The sequence below is a fragment of the Limosilactobacillus reuteri genome (genome assembly GCF_013694365.1).
GTDB lineage: Bacteria > Bacillota > Bacilli > Lactobacillales > Lactobacillaceae > Limosilactobacillus > Limosilactobacillus reuteri_E.
Map to the genome: position 1 here is coordinate 488,668 of NZ_CP059275.1, position 17,314 is coordinate 505,981.

At 38.2% G+C, this 17,314-nt stretch carries 20 protein-coding genes and 1 pseudogene (1 of these 21 cut by a window edge); all 21 read left to right on the forward strand.

Going from position 1 to position 17,314, the window contains the following annotated elements:
* Positions 1-802: the 3' portion of a ribokinase gene (gene rbsK, locus HHK02_RS02850; RefSeq protein WP_107690254.1), read on the forward strand. The gene continues 122 nt to the left of window position 1, outside the view; the window shows 802 of its 924 coding nt (coding positions 123-924); its start codon lies beyond the left edge, outside the window; the stop codon is at positions 800-802.
* The gene (gene rbsD / locus HHK02_RS02855) at positions 803-1,198 is read left to right on the forward strand and encodes a D-ribose pyranase (RefSeq protein ID WP_098046458.1); all 396 of its coding nucleotides are present in this window, start codon (positions 803-805) and stop codon (positions 1,196-1,198) included. It abuts the gene before it with no gap.
* The gene (gene fucP / locus HHK02_RS02860; protein ID WP_078009116.1) at positions 1,199-2,554 is read left to right on the forward strand and encodes an L-fucose:H+ symporter permease; all 1,356 of its coding nucleotides are present in this window, start codon (positions 1,199-1,201) and stop codon (positions 2,552-2,554) included. It abuts the gene before it with no gap.
* On the forward strand, positions 2,555-3,406 hold the full coding sequence (gene cdaA / locus HHK02_RS02865) for a diadenylate cyclase CdaA (protein ID WP_003666462.1): 852 nt from the start codon (positions 2,555-2,557) through the stop codon (positions 3,404-3,406). It abuts the gene before it with no gap.
* The gene (locus HHK02_RS02870) at positions 3,407-4,306 is read left to right on the forward strand and encodes a CdaR family protein (protein WP_152738143.1); all 900 of its coding nucleotides are present in this window, start codon (positions 3,407-3,409) and stop codon (positions 4,304-4,306) included.
* Complete coding sequence (gene glmM, locus HHK02_RS02875; RefSeq protein WP_181462740.1) at positions 4,307-5,662, forward strand: phosphoglucosamine mutase; 1,356 nt, start codon at positions 4,307-4,309, stop codon at positions 5,660-5,662.
* Positions 5,663-7,483 carry a glutamine--fructose-6-phosphate transaminase (isomerizing) gene (gene glmS / locus HHK02_RS02880; protein WP_181462741.1) on the forward strand — a complete coding sequence of 607 codons (1,821 nt, stop codon included), beginning with the start codon at positions 5,663-5,665 and terminating at the stop codon, positions 7,481-7,483.
* Complete coding sequence (locus tag HHK02_RS02885; protein ID WP_003666468.1) at positions 7,484-7,795, forward strand: hypothetical protein; 312 nt, start codon at positions 7,484-7,486, stop codon at positions 7,793-7,795.
* Positions 7,796-9,661: an acyltransferase family protein gene (locus HHK02_RS02890; RefSeq protein ID WP_181462742.1), complete on the forward strand. Its 1,866-nt coding sequence runs from the start codon at positions 7,796-7,798 to the stop codon at positions 9,659-9,661.
* A complete protein-coding gene (locus HHK02_RS02895; RefSeq protein WP_035155139.1) occupies positions 9,662-10,117 on the forward strand; it encodes a MarR family winged helix-turn-helix transcriptional regulator in 456 nt (151 codons plus the stop codon). It begins immediately after the preceding gene.
* A complete protein-coding gene (locus tag HHK02_RS02900; RefSeq protein ID WP_107690250.1) occupies positions 10,118-10,924 on the forward strand; it encodes a Cof-type HAD-IIB family hydrolase in 807 nt (268 codons plus the stop codon). It abuts the gene before it with no gap.
* Positions 10,925-11,527, forward strand: a complete 603-nt coding sequence (gene apf, locus HHK02_RS02905; RefSeq protein WP_085650021.1) for an aggregation-promoting factor — start codon at positions 10,925-10,927, stop codon at positions 11,525-11,527.
* Positions 11,528-12,247, forward strand: coding sequence for a response regulator transcription factor (locus HHK02_RS02910; RefSeq protein WP_003670412.1), 720 nt, complete (start codon positions 11,528-11,530; stop codon positions 12,245-12,247).
* A complete protein-coding gene (locus HHK02_RS02915; RefSeq protein WP_098046462.1) occupies positions 12,248-13,735 on the forward strand; it encodes a sensor histidine kinase in 1,488 nt (495 codons plus the stop codon). It abuts the gene before it with no gap.
* Positions 13,736-14,596, forward strand: a complete 861-nt coding sequence (locus HHK02_RS02920; RefSeq protein ID WP_013923962.1) for a GRP family sugar transporter — start codon at positions 13,736-13,738, stop codon at positions 14,594-14,596.
* Complete coding sequence (locus HHK02_RS02925; protein WP_181462743.1) at positions 14,597-15,211, forward strand: sugar O-acetyltransferase; 615 nt, start codon at positions 14,597-14,599, stop codon at positions 15,209-15,211.
* A complete protein-coding gene (locus tag HHK02_RS02930; RefSeq protein ID WP_098046464.1) occupies positions 15,212-16,570 on the forward strand; it encodes a glucose-6-phosphate isomerase in 1,359 nt (452 codons plus the stop codon).
* Positions 16,571-16,777, forward strand: coding sequence for a hypothetical protein (locus HHK02_RS02935; RefSeq protein ID WP_035151787.1), 207 nt, complete (start codon positions 16,571-16,573; stop codon positions 16,775-16,777). It abuts the gene before it with no gap.
* Positions 16,778-16,942, forward strand: coding sequence for a hypothetical protein (locus HHK02_RS02940; protein ID WP_225433552.1), 165 nt, complete (start codon positions 16,778-16,780; stop codon positions 16,940-16,942).
* Positions 16,943-17,110 carry a hypothetical protein gene (locus HHK02_RS02945; RefSeq protein WP_181462923.1) on the forward strand — a complete coding sequence of 56 codons (168 nt, stop codon included), beginning with the start codon at positions 16,943-16,945 and terminating at the stop codon, positions 17,108-17,110. It begins immediately after the preceding gene.
* Positions 17,111-17,308: pseudogene (locus tag HHK02_RS02950) on the forward strand (FGGY family carbohydrate kinase); the annotation flags it as partial.
* Positions 17,309-17,314 lie beyond the last annotated feature (6 nt).

Genomic DNA, 17,314 nt, shown 5'->3' on the forward strand with positions numbered 1-17,314 from the left:
GGGTGCCAATCAAGCAGTTGCAGCAGCCCGCTCTGGTGCCAAGACGGCTTTTATTGGGGCAGTTGGTTCTGATAAAGAAGGAGCTTACATGCTTGAATCATTGGCTGATGATCATATTGATACACGCCATATCATGACTGATAAGTTACATGGCACTGGTAGTGCTGCGATTACTTTAGATGCTAATGGTCAAAATGACATTATGGTATATGGCGGTGCTAATCAAGCAATGACCACTGATGTTCTTGCAGGTATTGATGATGTTTTAGAAGATGCTGACTTTTTAATTAGTCAATTTGAAACACCACAAGAAGTGGCTTTAGATGCATTTAAGCAAGCTAAAAAATACGGTGTTACTACTCTTTTAAATCCAGCACCAGCTCATGAGATTTTACCAGAGTTATTAAAATATACAGATGTTATTACGCCTAATGAAAGTGAATGCGCCTTATTAACAGGTATTGAAATTACTGATGAAGAATCAATGTTAAAGAGTGCTGATTACTTCCGTGAACGGGGAGTTAAGCACCTTTTGATTACTTTAGGCTCAAAAGGAGTATTTTACTCTACACCTACAGCTCATGGATTAGTTCCAGCATTTAAGGTTAAGGCAGTTGATACTACAGCAGCTGGTGATACATTCCTTGGGGCATTAAGTTCACAATTAGAAAAGGACTTATCAAATGTTGACAAGGCACTTGTCTACGCACAACGAGCATCTAGTTTGACTGTCCAACAAATGGGAGCAATGCCTTCTATTCCAAACCATGATGCGGTTATAAAAGCATTAGCAGAAAATTAAATGAAGAAAACAGGGATTATTAATTCAGAAGTTTCAGCTGTCGTGGCTAATATGGGACATATGGATTGGTTATCAATTGGTGATGCCGGAATGCCCGTTCCATTTGGTACTAAGAAGATTGATTTGGCTGTTGATAAGGAATTGCCAAGCTTTATGGACGTATTGAATAATGTTCTTAAGGAAATGAAGGTTCAAAAGATTTACTTAGCTGAAGAAATCAAGGATCAAAATCCAGAACAACTTGAAAATATTAAGAAGGCATTACCAGATGTTGAGATTGCATTTATGCCTCATAGTGAGCTTAAGAAGAGTCTTGCTAAGACGCATGCCTTTATTCGGACAGGGGAAATGACGCCATACTCAAACATTATCCTTGAATCAGGCGTAACATTTTAAATGGAAAATGAAGTAAAAAAAGATAAGGGACAAAGTTGGGTTCAACTGTCAGACGGTTATTTAAGTCGGACACCAATGTTCCAATTTGTTATTTTATGTTTAATCTTCCCATTATGGGGAGCAGCGGCCAGTCTTAATGATATTTTGATTACACAATTTAAGACGGTTTTCACCTTAAATGATACTGCAACGGCCTTTGTTCAAAGTGCCTTTTACGGTGGTTATTTCTTAATGGCAATTCCGGCTTCAATTCTTATTAAGAAGACATCATATAAGTTAGCAATTCTTATTGGGCTATTATTTTATATTATTGGTTGTGGAATGTTTTTCCCAGCTTCACATGTTGCTACTTATAGTATGTTTTTAGTTGCTATTTTTGCTATTGCTATTGGTTTGAGTTTTCTTGAAACTAGTTGTGATACGTATGCAACGATGTTTGGACCAAAAGAAACTGCTAACAAACGGTTAAACGTTGCTAATGTTTTGATTCCTCTTGGTGATATCATGGGAATCGTTCTTGGTAAGTACCTTATTTTCGGTGAAGGTGGAAACATTGCCGACAAGGTTGCTAAGATGTCAAAATCTGAGGCAGAAGCTTACAATGAACACTTGCTTCAATTGACTTTGCAGCCTTATAAGTACATCTTGATTGTTTTAATCATCATCTTTATCGTTTTGGCAGTTACTAAGATGCCTCGCGCTAAGGCCTTCTCAACTGGTTCTGAAACTAAAGAAGACCAACCATCACTTGGCGAAACTTTCAACTACTTATTCCACAATAAGCGGTACATGAAAGGGGTTCTCTGTCAGTTTATTTATGCTGGTATGCAAACGACTGTATGGTCATTCACTATTCGGTTAGCATTACGCCTTGATTCTCATATTTCTGATGCAGCTGCTTCAACTTTCATGATCTATAGTTACATCGCTTGGTTCTTTGGTAAGTTAGTTGCAAACTGGTTCCTTGACCGTTACTCAATTACTAAGGTATTAACTTGGTTCTCATTACTTGGAACAATTTCATTAGTAATTACCTTTACTGTTCCTAACATCACAGCGGTAATTGCGGCAATCGCAACTAGTTTCTTCTTTGGACCAGAATGGCCAACGATCTATGCTCATACCCTTGATCAAATTCATGAAAAGAAGTACACCGAAACTGGTGGTGCATTTATCGTTATGTCCTTAATTGGTGGGGCAATTGTTCCAACAATTCAAGGACGGGTATCAGATTTAACTGGTTCAATGCAGTTATCATTCATTGTCCCAGCAATTTGTTTCGCACTTATCACTATTTACTTCTGGACTGAGCACCGTTGGGAAAAGGCTCATCCAAATGAAGTGCAAGAACACTAAATGCAATTTATAATTTCGCTTCTAACATGGCAGAATCTGATTCACTTAATTGATATCTTAGTAATTTGGTTTTTAATCTACGAGTTATTAATGTTGATTCGTGGTACAAGAGCTGTCCAACTATTTCGTGGTATTCTGATCATTATTTTGGTTAAGATTGTTAGTTGGTATGTTGGTTTAAGTACTGTTTCGTGGGTAATGGACCAGATTATCAACTGGGGTGTTATTGCAATTGTCATTATCTTCCAGCCAGAGATTCGGCGCGGACTGGAACACCTTGGTCGAGGAACTTTCTTTACTCATAATCAAACAGCAAATGAGAAAGAAGAAGATATGATTAAGCAATTAGACCAAGCGATTCAGTACATGTCAAAGCGAAGAATTGGTGCTTTAATGAGTATTCAAATGAAGACTGGTCTAGAAGAGTATATTGAAACAGGTATTCCACTCGATGCTGATATTTCAGGGGCATTACTTATTAATACTTTTATTCCTAATACGCCCTTACATGATGGAGCAGTGATTATAAAAAATAATCGGATTGCAGTAGCGGCTGCTTATCTTCCTTTGTCTGATAGTAAATTGATTCCTAAAGAATTAGGGACACGACATCGGGCTGCTGTCGGAATTAGTGAAGTGACAGATGCATTGACAATTGTTATTTCAGAAGAAACCGGCGAAGTTTCAATTACGAAAGATAATGAATTAATTCGAAACATGTCGCGAGATGAATACCTAAAGTTCTTACGTGCTCAGTTGTATACGCATGAGCCTCAACACGAAAACTTGGTAACAGAACTTTATGCTAAGTTTCAACGTAAAGGAGGTGGCCGTCATGGGCAAGGACACTAAATGGGCAAGGACACTAAAGGCTTCTTTCGCCGGAAATGGTTTTTGAGAATTATTTCGTTAATCCTAGCACTCTTTCTATTCATGTATGTAAATGGGAGCAAAAGCGGCTTCCTTCGTCAAAATACTCGGAATAATAACCAGAGTAGTGCTTTAATGTCGAATAAATCCGTTACCCTTCGAATGCCCCTTGATGTAACAATTGATAATAATAAGTATATTGTCAGCGGGTATCCTCAATATGTTAAGGTTAAGGTAACCGGTCCTTCCGCATTGGTTACAACTACCTCTAATACTCAAAATTTTAAGGTGTATGCGGATTTGTCTGACTTGACTCCTGGTAAACACCGAGTAAAGTTAAAAACGAGTGGGTTAAATTCAGAATTAACTTCTAAAATTGAGCCACAATATATTAATGTTAATATTCAACCACGCAAGACGATTACAATGAAAGTAACTATTCGTTTGAGTACTAGAGATTTGGATAATGGCTATAAGCTTGGACGTCCACATAGTGATATTCAGACTGTCCAAGTTACTGGTTCACGAGATGAAGTTAATAAAGTAAATCGAATTGTTGCTTTTGTAGCAATTCCGCACGATGCAAAGGATAGTATTGCACGACAGGTAACACTACAAGCAATTGATCGGAATGGTCAAACACTTAATGTTGTGATTTCACCAACTACTACTAATGTTTCTATTCCTATTTCTGCGGGTTCACAAAGCAGCAGTTCAAATGATAGTTCATCAAGTAGTAGTGGTAGTGAAGAGAGTGAAGAAGCAAAGAGTAATTCAAGAGCAACATCGCGAAATGACTCTTCAGATTCTTCATCTGAAACATCCCAATCTTCAAGCAGCATAAGTAATGAAGATTCAAGTTCAAGTAGTCGAAATCAATAAATGAAGTTAAAATATTTTGGAACTGATGGAGTTCGTGGAGTTGCAAATCAAGATTTAAGTCCAGAATTGGCGTTCCGTGTTGGTCGCGCAGGTGGATATGTCCTTACTCGGCACTCAGAACGAAAACAACCTCAAGTATTAGTTGCTCGTGATACACGAATTTCAGGTGAAATGCTAGAAAATGCATTGATTGCTGGATTATTATCCGTTGGTATTGAAGTTTTACGGCTAGGGGTTGTCACTACTCCCGGGGTTGCTTACCTTGTTCGGGCACAAGAAGCTGATGCTGGAGTTATGATTACTGCTAGTCATAACCCAATTAAATATAACGGGATTAAATATTTTGGTGGTAATGGATTTAAATTATCCGATGAATTGGAATATGAAATTGAACAATTACTAGATGCTGAAGAAGATACGTTGCCACGACCATCTGATGCAGGCTTAGGAACAGTTGCTGATTATCATGAGGGAGCATTAAAGTACACTTCATTCTTGGAACAAACTGTTTCAAGTGATCTTGAAGGATTAAAAGTGGTAGTTGATGCTGCTAATGGTGCAACAAGTGGCTTTATCTCTAATCTTTTTGCTGATATGAATGTGGACTTTATTCCAATTAATGATCAACCAGATGGCTTAAATACTAACCTAAATTGTGGATCAACTCACCCAGAGAGCCTCCAAAAAGCGGTTGTGGGAAATAATGCTGATCTTGGAGTAGCATTTGATGGTGATGGTGACCGTTGCATTGCTGTTGATAATGAGGGAAATATTGTTGACGGTGATAAGATTATGTATATCTGTGGTAAGTACATGGATAAGAAGGGATTACTTAAGAAAGATACAGTAGTTACAACTGTGATGAGTAATCTGGGAATGTACAAAGCTTTAGAAGCGCACAACTTAAAGAGTGTTAAGACTAAGGTGGGTGACCGGTATGTTGTTGAGGAAATGCTGAAAAATGGTTATAACCTTGGTGGTGAACAATCAGGACATATTATTTTCTTAGATCACAATACAACTGGGGATGGAATGCTTACCGCACTGCAACTCTTGTCTGTAGTTAAAGACTCTGGGAAGACACTCGCTGAATTGGCAAATGATGTAACAACTTATCCACAAGAGTTATTGAATATTAAGGTAGCAGATAAAACTACTGCAATGGAAAATCAAAAATTAAAGGAAATTATTGCGCAAGTCGAGAAGGAAATGAACGGGGACGGACGGGTTCTTGTTCGTCCTAGTGGAACTGAACCTCTTTTGCGCATTATGGCTGAAGCAGCTACGCCAGAATTAGTTCATGAATACGTTGAACGGATCGGTGATGTTGCCCGCGCGGAATTAGAAGTAGAATAAATGTGTGGAATTGTTGGAGTTACAGGAACTGACAAGAGTTTGTCAATTCTAATTGATGGATTAAAGCGTCTTGAATATCGTGGATATGACTCTGCAGGAGTTTATGTTAATGATCAACAAGGACATGATTACCTTGTAAAGCGGCCAGGTCGGATTGCTAATCTAGAAGCGGCTCTTGGAGAAGAAGTCCATGGTTTAGCCGGTATTGGCCATACCCGGTGGGCTACTCATGGTGAACCAAATGAAGCCAATGCTCACCCTCAATACTCTCAAGACGAACGGTTCTACTTAGTTCATAACGGTGTAATTGAAAATTATGCTGACTTAAAGAAAGAATACTTATCTGACGTTAAATTTGTTAGTCAAACTGATACAGAAGTAATTGTTCAATTAGTTGATAAATTTGTAGTTGAATCTGGAATGTCAACAGAAGCAGCCCTTCTTAAGGTTCTTCGTTTAATCAGCCCAGATTCTTCATATGCATTTGTATTGATGGATAAAGAACAACCAGATACATTATTTGTTGCTAAAAATAAGAGTCCATTATTAGTTGGGATTGCTGATGGTTACAACATGGTTGGTTCTGATGCAATGTCAATGATTAAGGAAACTAATACCTTTATGGAAATCGGTGACCACGAGTTGGTAATCGTTAAGCCAGATCACGTTACTGTTAAAGACTTTGATGGTAATGAGATTGATCGGCCAACATTTAAGGTTGATATGGATGCTAATGCCGCAGATAAAGGTGCTTACCCATACTACATGTTAAAGGAAATTGACGAGCAACCAGCTGTTATGCGGAAGTTAGTTCAAGAATACTTTGGTGACAATGATGTGGCACAGATTAATGAAGAGATGTTAAAAGATATGGCAGATGCTGACCACCTTTACATCGTTGGTGCCGGTACAAGTTATCATGCTGGCTTAGTAGGTGCGCGCATTTTTGAAAAACTTTGTGGAATTCCTACATCTGTTCACATTTCATCAGAATTTGCTTATGAGCAACCACTCCTTTCTAAGAAGCCGTTCTTTATCTTCTTAAGTCAAAGTGGTGAAACAGCTGATAGTCGGGAAGTACTGGTTAATGTTAATAAGCATAACTGGCCAAGCTTAACAATTACTAATGTTGACAAGTCAACGCTTTCTCGTGAAGCAACTTACACTGAATTACTTTACGCTGGTCCAGAAATTGCCGTGGCTTCAACAAAAGCCTATACTGCCCAAATTGCTGTCGAAGCTATTCTTGCTCAAGCATTAGGCGTTTACATGGATAAGCAAGCAGCTAAAGACTTTGATGTTAAGCACCAATTAGGATTAGTTGCTAATGGTATGCAATCAATCACTGATAGCGAGAAGAAAGTAGAAGAAATTGCTTCTCGTTATCTCTCTAAATCTCCAAGCGCCTTCTACATTGGCCGGGGAATGGATTGGTCAGTTTCACTTGAAGCTGCTTTGAAGTTAAAGGAAATTTCATATGTTCAAGCAGAAGGCTTTGCATCTGGTGAATTAAAGCATGGAACAATTGCTTTAATTGAAGATCAGACTCCAGTGATTGGAATCATTACCCAAGACCGGACTGCTGGTTTAACACGGAGCAATCTTGAAGAAACGCAGGCTCGTGGGGCCAATGCAATTACAATTGTTTCACGGCACCTTGCAAAAGAGGACGATACATTCGTTCTTCCCGATGTCGATGAACTGTTAACACCACTTCTTAGCGTAATTCCAGCACAATTGTTGGCTTACTACACTAGTCTTGGTAAGGGACTTGATGTTGATAAGCCACGTAACCTCGCAAAGTCTGTTACAGTTCAATAAGTGGAAGAACAACACGAAACGTTAACATTAATTGAGGAAATTACCCGTAATGACGGCTCAAAATATTATGAAATTGGTAATATGGTTCAAAATGGGCGTGCAGAATTAGCAGCTGAACGGGATTTTATTAAAGAGGTTCGTATTTTAGAACTAAATATCCCTCATTCTAAAAATGTTATTAAATATGAACACTTTATAAATACTCACTATAAGATGCAAACTGAAGCAATGGATCATTGGGAAGAATGGAAACGTCCCCCAGAGATTGAAGAGGTTGTTCAAACGATCTTAAAAGAAAATCATATTGGGTAAATGAAGCCAAATTTTAATCCATCACAGGGGATGAAGTCGCACTATTTCGTTACAGGGATAGACGGCTTACGAACATTAGCTGTCTTAGGAGTTATTATTTACCACCTATTGCCCAATGTTTTAATGGGTGGTTATTTAGGAGTGCCGCTTTTTCTATTAGTCTCTGGATATTTTGTAACCTATCAATTTAGTCGGCAGCTTAAATATGGTGGTCATATTAATTTAGGGCACTTTTATCTAAAAAGGTTTCGGAGACTATATCCGACATTAATTGCGATGTTAATTTTAACAACAGCGTACATTACATTATTTGCACGAGAGCTACTCCATAACATTCGGGCGGTAATTGTTACTAATTTAACTTGGATATATAATTGGTGGGAAATCAGTCATGGCCAGTCCTACTTTGATCAGTTTGGTGGCGTTTCACCTTTTACCCATCTTTGGACATTAGGGGTTGAAGCGCAATTTTACCTTTTGTGGCCTTTGATTATTACGTTGTTATTTGTGGTTTTTAAAAAGCTACAGAATGTGCGACGGGTAGTTTTCATATTAGCTGTATTGTCAGCAATAGAAATGGCTCTTCTTTACGATCCGGCAAATATCAACCGGGTTTATTATGGAACCGATACACGGGCCTTTTCACTTTTACTTGGCTCATGGTTAGGGCTTGCGTGGCCATTAAATCGACTTCGACCTAATTTACAGGCAAGTAGTCGCCGTTTACTTAATATTATAGGAATTATTGCAACAGTATTGACTATTGTTGGCTTTTTCTCATTGAATGGGCAGTCCACCTTTACCTACCGTGGGGGAATGTTTCTCTATAGTTTTATTGGAATGATATTAATGGCTACTATCATTCACCCAGGTGCGGGGATGAACAAGTGGTTTACAAATCCGATTTTTCATTGGGTTGGGCAGCGTTCTTATGGGATTTATGTTTATCAATATCCTGTTATGGTTTTTTATGAACGATTAATCAATGTCGGCAATCATCCACTTCTCAATGCATTCGTGGAAATTATTATTATTTTAGTAGTAAGTGAAGTTTCTTACCGGTTAATTGAACGACCATTTGCCCAGTATCAGTGGTCAAAATTACCGGCTGATCTTCAGCATGTGTTAGAAACGCATCACTTTAGTTGGCAAAGCGGGGCTAAAATGATGGTAAGTGCATTAGTTGTTGTTGTTGCATTTATTGGTTTTTGCCAGCCAAATCGTGCACCAAAGAAAACAGCGGTTCAGCAACGGATAGAGCAAAATCATCAGGCTGCTGAAGAACACAATAAGAAGATTGCAAGGGGTGATAATGTTGCAGAAGCTAGTGGTAATACTTCTAAGCTTCAGAAACAGTATGATTTAACTCCGGCGCAAATAAAAGCAGCGCAGAAGTTAAAGGTAACGGCCATCGGTGATTCGGTGATGGCTGATGCCGCAGATAGTATTCAGAAATTAATGCCAAATGCTTATGTTGATGCACAAGTTGGGCGTCAAGGTTCTGCGGCTCCTGATGTTATCAAACAATTAAAGGCAGATGGGCATTTAAACAAGATTGTTATCTTAAACTTGGGAACAAACGGCCCGATGACTCAAGATACGTTGGATGATATTTTAAGTGCAATTGGCTCTGGACACCAAATCTATTGGGTAACTGCCCATGTTCCAACAAAGCCATGGCAGCAAACAGTTAATAACGAAATTAAAGATTTAGCCAAGAAGCATAAGAATATCCATGTGGTCGATTGGAATAAGGCAAGTCAAGGGCACTCTGATTGGTTTGCAAGTGACAATGTACATATGGGACCAAGCGGAAATGATCATTTTGCACGGTTAATTGCAAAAACGATCTTGACAAAAAAATAGATGACACATGAAGATCAATTATTAGATAAAGCTATCAATATTTACTTAACGGGACTAAAGGGCATCGAAAGCTTTATTTCTGAACCGGCGAGTGAATATAATTTATCTTTTGAACAATTTTTGATTTTACGAAAAATCATTAACCATCCTAATATCAAGCTAATGGATATCGCCGAGCAACGGCAGGTAACAAGGAGTGCGGTTTCTCGCCAATTAAAAGTCCTTTTTCAACAAAAATATGTTGAACAAAAAGCTGATCCAGCCGACCGACGGCGAATGTTCTTAGTTGCAACTAAAAAAGGTAAGGATGTCGAAAGTGAGATTTGGCAGAGGATTAATCACCGGTTTGCTAATTGGGTTCAAATTTATGGTGAAGATCGTGCTGATCAGTTTTTAACACTTTTTGAAGACTTTAATCAACAAATAATTCAGGGGAATATCCGAAAGAAGGAATAAATGATTAAGATGGTTGCGCTAGACCTAGATAATACGCTTTTAAATAGTAATAAAGAAATTAGTCAACGTAATGAACATGTCCTAAAGCAATTACATCAAGAGGGAATTAAGGTAGTGCTTTGTACTGGCCGCCCAATCAATGCAATTTGGCCATATATTGAACAGCTTGGTTTAACTGATTCAGATGATTACACAGTTACGTTTAATGGCGGATTAGTTATTAATAATGAATCACGTGAACATCTTTTTGAATTAGGGATGAAAAAGAGTGATTTACTGCCGCTGTTTTCTTATGTTAAACGAAAAAAGATTCCCCTCAATGTTTTAGACTTTGAACGGGTATACGAATTAAATGATTATCCAGGATCTATTTATCGGACAGTGTTAAAGAATATTGAATTCCAATCTTTGCCAATGAGTGATGTGCCGGAAAAAACTTATAGTAAAGCTGTAATGGCAATCACCCCTGAAAAATTGTCTACTATTATAGGAGAACTTCCAGCTGATCTTAAAGAGCAGTATCATGCAGTTCAATCTCAACCAATGATAATGGAATTTTTACCTAAAAAATTAAATAAGGCGGTTGGACTGAAGGCGCTACTAGATCATTTTGGGGATGATTTTAGTAATTTGATGACATTTGGGGATGCTGATAATGATCTTGAAATGATTGAAGCAGCTGCCCAAGGAATCGTAATGGAAAACGGGCTTCCTAACGTTAAAGCAGTGGCAACAGCAATTACAGATACAAACGATAATGACGGGGTTGCAAAGTATTGTGAACGTTATTTTGCAACACTTTTGTAAATGATTTCTAAGAAAAACTTTGCTAAAGTATCTGCTACTCTTGGTGCAGTGGCCTTAGGTGTTAGTGCAACGGCTACTGCTGCTAACGCTGACACTATTTACACCGTACAAAGTGGTGACACACTTTCAGGTATTTCTTACAAATTCGCAAAAGACAACAGTATGGTTAATGATCTTGCTAAGAAGAACAATATTCAAGATATTAACAAGATTTATGTTGGCCAAAAGTTAATCATCAAGAGCGATGGTGAAATTCAAGAATACAACGCTCAAAACGCAGCTAATGCAAACGTCGCTAATAACAATACTCAAGCTGCACAAGCACAACCTCAACAAGCTCAAAGTCAAGCTAGCCAAAGCTATACTTCAAATGCTTCAGGTTCAGAAGCTGCTGCTAAGGCTTGGATTGCCGCTCGTGAATCTGGTGGTAACTACGGTGCTACTAACGGTCAATATATTGGTAAGTACCAATTATCAGCATCATACCTTAACGGTGACTACTCAGCAGCTAACCAAGAACGGGTTGCTGACCAATACGTTGCGAGTCGTTACGGTTCATGGCAAAATGCTCAGGCTCACTGGCAAGCTAACGGCTGGTACTAAATGGAAATATTAATGATTGAGGATAATCATTCTGTCTGTGAAATGATGGCAATGTTTTTTAAGAAAGAAAAATGGCACTATGAATTTGCTTATGATGGCGTGGAAGCAGAAGAAAAGTTTAACGCTGACCCTCATAAATGGGATATTATTTTGCTAGACCTTAATCTTCCCAAAAAGGATGGAATGCAGGTTGCAGCTGATATTCGACGGGTATCACCAACAGTTCCTTTAATTATGTTAACAGCTCGTGATACTGAAAGTGATCAGGTATTGGGATTGGAAATTGGTGCTGATGATTATGTAACCAAACCATTTAGTACGATTACTTTAATTGCGCGGATCAAGGCCCTTTATCGGCGAACACATTTAAACAAACTTGAGGATGTTCAAGATACTGATAGTGATGATACATTCGATATTCAAACAAAGAACTTTAAGATGAATACTAAGACAAGAGAAGTATTCTTATATGGAAAACCGGTCGGTGACTTGACACCTAAAGAATTTGACTTATTAAAGACGCTTGCCTCTAAACCACGTCAAGTATTCACCCGTTCACAACTTTTACAATTAGTATGGGATTATGAATATTATGGTGATGAGCGAACTGTTGATGCTCATATTAAAAAGTTACGGCAAAAGTTAGAAAATATTGGACCTCAAGTAATTAAGACTGTATGGGGGGTCGGCTATAAGTTTGATGACGAGGGTAACGACTAAATGAAATTAATGTATCGGTTGATGCTTTCATTTTTTGCGATTATTCTGACGCTAATGGTGATTGTTAGTATTTCGTTTATAAATGTAACTAATAACACTATGTATCATAATACGTGGCAACAATTGAAAAGTTATTCTGATAGTTTAATTCAGGATTCTATTCGTTACAATATGGCAACCCAAAGTTTTGAAGGGTTTGCTACAGAATCGTTAAATAGCAATGCCAATCTTTTAACACGGCAAAATGTTCACTTTGCAATTTATGATACAACTCACCGGAAAATTTTTGCCAGTAACGGCTTTGCTCCTAGTATGAGTAAAAATGATTGGAAAAAGTTAAAAAAGGGAGAAACTGTTTGTACTAAACTAATTACTCCTAAAATTAATTCACGAGTATCAAAAGGTGTTTCTCCACGAATGACCGAAGTTTCACGACCATACTTCTATAAAGGAAAGATGATTGCGGTAGTTTCGATTGCAACTTTCGTCTCGACAATTGAGCAAAATATGCACCAAATAAAGATTAACTTAATAATGGCACTACTGACTGCTAGTCTTGTAACGCTTGCAGTTAGTTACTTCTTGGCACGGTCAATTACCAAACGAATTGATCGATTGCGGATGGCTACTCACCAAATTGCGCAAGGAAATTACAATGTTGAAGTGGACGATAATGGGCGTGATGAAGTGGCAGACCTCGGTCGGAGTTTTAACCAAATGACCGCTTCGTTACGTGAATCGCAACAAGAAATTCGCCGGCAAGAGGAGCGAAGACGCCAATTTATGGCCAATGCAGCCCATGAAATGCGGACGCCATTAACAACCATTAATGGAATTCTTGAAGGGTTACAGTATGATGCGATTCCAGAAGAGGATAAAAAGCATAGTATCCAGTTAATGCAAAATGATACGCGGCGTTTAATTCGCTTGGTCAATGATAATTTGGATTATGAAAAGATTCGCACTAACCAAATTGCGATGGAACGGAAAGTATTTGATTCATCGGCAGTACTCGAAAATTTACGAGAGCAGTTAGCGAAAAAGGCAAAAGAGAAAAAGGATACTCTGCACTTGGATGTAGAAAAGAATTTACGGGTATATGCAGACTATGATCGGTTTGTACAGATTATGTTCAATATCATTCAAAACGCAATCCAATTCACTGATAACGGAATTATTGACATTCGGGGAAAACGTGTGGAAAAGGGAAGTCAATTTGTAGTTCAAGATAATGGAATTGGGATGACTCCTGAACAACTTGAAAATATCTGGGAACGATACTATAAAGCTGATCGTTCACGGATGAATACTAAGTACGGAGAATCTGGCTTGGGACTTGCAATTGTGCGGCAGTTAGTTCTTCTTCATGGCGGAAAAATTGATGTAAAAAGTCAGTATGGTAAAGGGACGACATTTACAATCTTTTTCCCTGATCGTGAATACGCTCCTCATAATATTCAACCTACAAATAATAAAGACAAAAAGTAAATGAACTACTTACTTGCTTTAATCCCTGCGATTGGTTGGGGAATTATGCCACTGATCACTGGTAAGATCGGTGGTTCAACGATTAACCAAATGTTTGGTATTGGTGCCGGTGCTACGATTGTTGGGTTGGTTGCATTTATTATCGGTCATCCAACTGTTACAACGACTGGATTCTGGTTCTCAGTACTGTGTGGTGCTTTATGGACAATTGGTCAAATTGGACAATTCGTTTCATTTAAGCGGATGGGTGTTTCAAACACGATTCCCCTATCAACAGTACTTCAATTAGTTGGTAACTCTTTGATTGGGGTTATTATCTTTGGAGAATGGCGTGGAGCACGTACCCTTACTATTGGTTTTATCGCTTTAGCAATTGTTATTGTTGGTGCTTTGATGACCTCTGTTACTGATCAGAGCAGCGGAAAGAAAATTACTGTTCAGAATTTCCTTTTTCTATTAATTACTTCTATTGGTTACTGGGTTTACTCAGCATTCCCCAAGATGCCAATGATTGCTAATGATAGTTCTTTAGGAATCTTCCTTCCAGAAATGCTTGGGATTTTACTTGGATCTGTTATTTATGCTATTTGTTCAGGTAATATTGACTCCTTTAAGCAAAAGAAGCAATATCTCAATATCTGGGGTGGTATTTCTTGGGGAATTGCTGCCTTAGCTTATATCTTTGCTGGACGGGCATTAGGAATTAATACAGCCTTTGTCTTTACACAAATGAACGTTATTATTGCAACAATTGGTGGTATCTTAGTTCTTCATGAACACAAGACTCGGCGGGAAATGTCATTTACAATTGCCGGAATCATCTTTATTGTTGCCGGAAGTATTTTAACTATTTTTGCTTAAATGGATAAAAACACTGAAAATATGTTAGCTGGGAAGCCTTATCGTCCTGGAACACCGGAACTCAATAAGTTTTCTCACCTTGCTCATCGTCTTTGTCGTGACTATAATTTAACAACTGATGAAGATACTGTTGAACGAGGAATGATTATTGATCGCCTATTTCCTCAGCATGCTGACGGAATATATCTTCAAGGACCAATTCATATCGATTACGGTCGGTTTACTAAAATAGGTAAGAATTTCTATGCTAATTTTAACTTTACTATTTTAGATACATGTCCTGTTACTATTGGAAATAATGTAATGTGCGGTCCAAACGTCTCGATCATTACAGCCATGCATCCTCTCATGTATCAGCAGCGTAATATTCGTCAACAAGCTGACGGTCAGTTCGATGACGTTGAATATGGCAAACCAGTTACAATTGGCGATAACTGTTGGCTTGCAAGCAATGTAACAGTCTGTCCGGGTGTAACAATCGGCAATGGTTGCGTTATCGGGGCAGGTACTGTCGTTACTAAAGATATTCCTGATAACTCCCTTTTCCTTGGTGTCCCAGGCAAAGTAATTCGTCCCATTACTGAAAAAGATCGCTTAGGAAATTTCCCTTATTAAATGACACACATTAAATTTGACAGTAGCGCATTAAAGCAATTTGTTCATGAAAACGAACTTGGCGAAATGCAAGCAATGGTTAACGCCGCTAATGATGAATTACGGAATGGAACTGGTGCTGGCGCCGACTTCCGTGATTGGCTCCATTTACCAACCGAATATGACAAAGAAGAATTTGCCCGTATAAAAAAGGCCGCTGACAAGATTCAACGTGATTCAGACGTCTTAGTTGTTATTGGAATTGGTGGTTCTTACCTTGGGGCTCAAATGGCAATCGACTTCTTACATAATACCTTCTACCAAGCTCAAAAGGCAAAAGACCGGAAAGCTCCATTGGTAGTCTTTGCTGGTAACTCCTTGAGTTCAACCTATGTTCACGACTTAATCCAATTAATTGGTGATAAAGACTTTTCCATCAATGTTGTTTCAAAGTCAGGAACAACCACTGAACCATCAATTGCCTTCCGAATCTTTAAGGACCTTTTAATTAAGAAGTATGGTGAAAATGAAGCTAATAAGCGGATTTATGCTACTACTGATAAGGCTAAGGGTGCCTTAAAGACTGAAGCAGATGCTCATGGCTATGAAACCTTTGTTATTCCTGATGGGGTTGGAGGACGTTACTCAGTTCTTTCTGCGGTAGGCCTTTTGCCAATCGCTGCTTCTGGTGCGGACATTGATAAGTTGATGGAAGGGGCTGCACAAGCGGAAAAGGATTATGTTGATCCTGATCTAACCAAGAACGAAGCCTACCAATACGCTGCTTACCGGAACATTCTTTATCGTAAGGGCTATGAAACAGAATTACTCGAAAACTACGAGCCTAACATGCGGATGTTTGCGGAATGGTGGAAACAATTAGCTGGGGAATCAGAAGGAAAAGATCAAAAGGGAATTTATCCTTCTTCAGCTAACTTCACAACCGACCTTCACTCACTTGGTCAATACATCCAAGAAGGTCGCCGTTTCTTAATGGAAACCGTTGTTAAGCTCGATAAGCCAAATTATGACATGGAAATTCCAACAGAACCAGATAATCTTGATGGTTTAGGCTACTTGGAAGGTAAGACAATGGATTACGTTAACACCAAGGCTTATGAAGCGGTGGTTGCTGCTCATACTGATGGTGGAGTACCAGTGATGACTGTTCATATCCCACAAGAAGATGAATATACTTTAGGTTACCTTATTTACTTCTTTGAGGTTGCGATGGGAATTTCAGGTTACTTAAACGGTATTAATCCATTTAACCAACCGGGTGTTGAAGCTTATAAGTCTAACATGTTCGGATTACTTGGGAAGCCAGGATATGAAGAGATCGGCAAAGAATTACGAGCTAAGATGGATAAAAACGATTAGATGAAAAAAGAAGAATTAATTGAACATCGGGATCGGGTAAAAGATCATTTAGTAGTGTGGATTGTTTTAACAATTTGTCTGCAAATATTAACTGTTTTTCATATCTTAGCGTTCTTAAAATATGTAGTATGGCTTTCTGCTGCCTATAGTATTTTACTAATTATCTTGTGGTGTTATTTAGAATTTAAGCTCCTACATTTAAAATAAATGGATATTAAAATATTTTCTGTTCCTAAACATGTAATGGCTTCAATCATAATTAATGCCTATCTTAAAAATGATACCGATAATTTAGATATAAATAAAAAGGTTAAAGAGAAATTAGCAAACTGTATTAATACAGCTGCAAGAAATCGTTTTGGTCTTATTTAAATGACTGCATATAAAAATTGTACCCCTAACGAACTTGACTACACAGTTATGAAGGGCGGGAAAACAACAATTAGTGTTAATGGTAAGGATATTGTTCTCACTTTTGAAGATATTCCCGCCCCCCTAAATACATGGATATTAAAATATTTTCTGTTCCTAAACATGTAAATGAACGAATATGTAATTGGGGTTGACCTAGGCACAAGTGCAGTCAAGGTTTCAGCGATGGACCGTGATGGCAAGATTGTTGCGCAACAAAGCTATGGCTATGATCTCCATCAGCCTCATCCTGGCTACAGCGAACAAGATTCGCGAGATTGGCTTTATGAAACAACGATTGTAATTGATCAATTAATTTTAAAAGAACTTAGA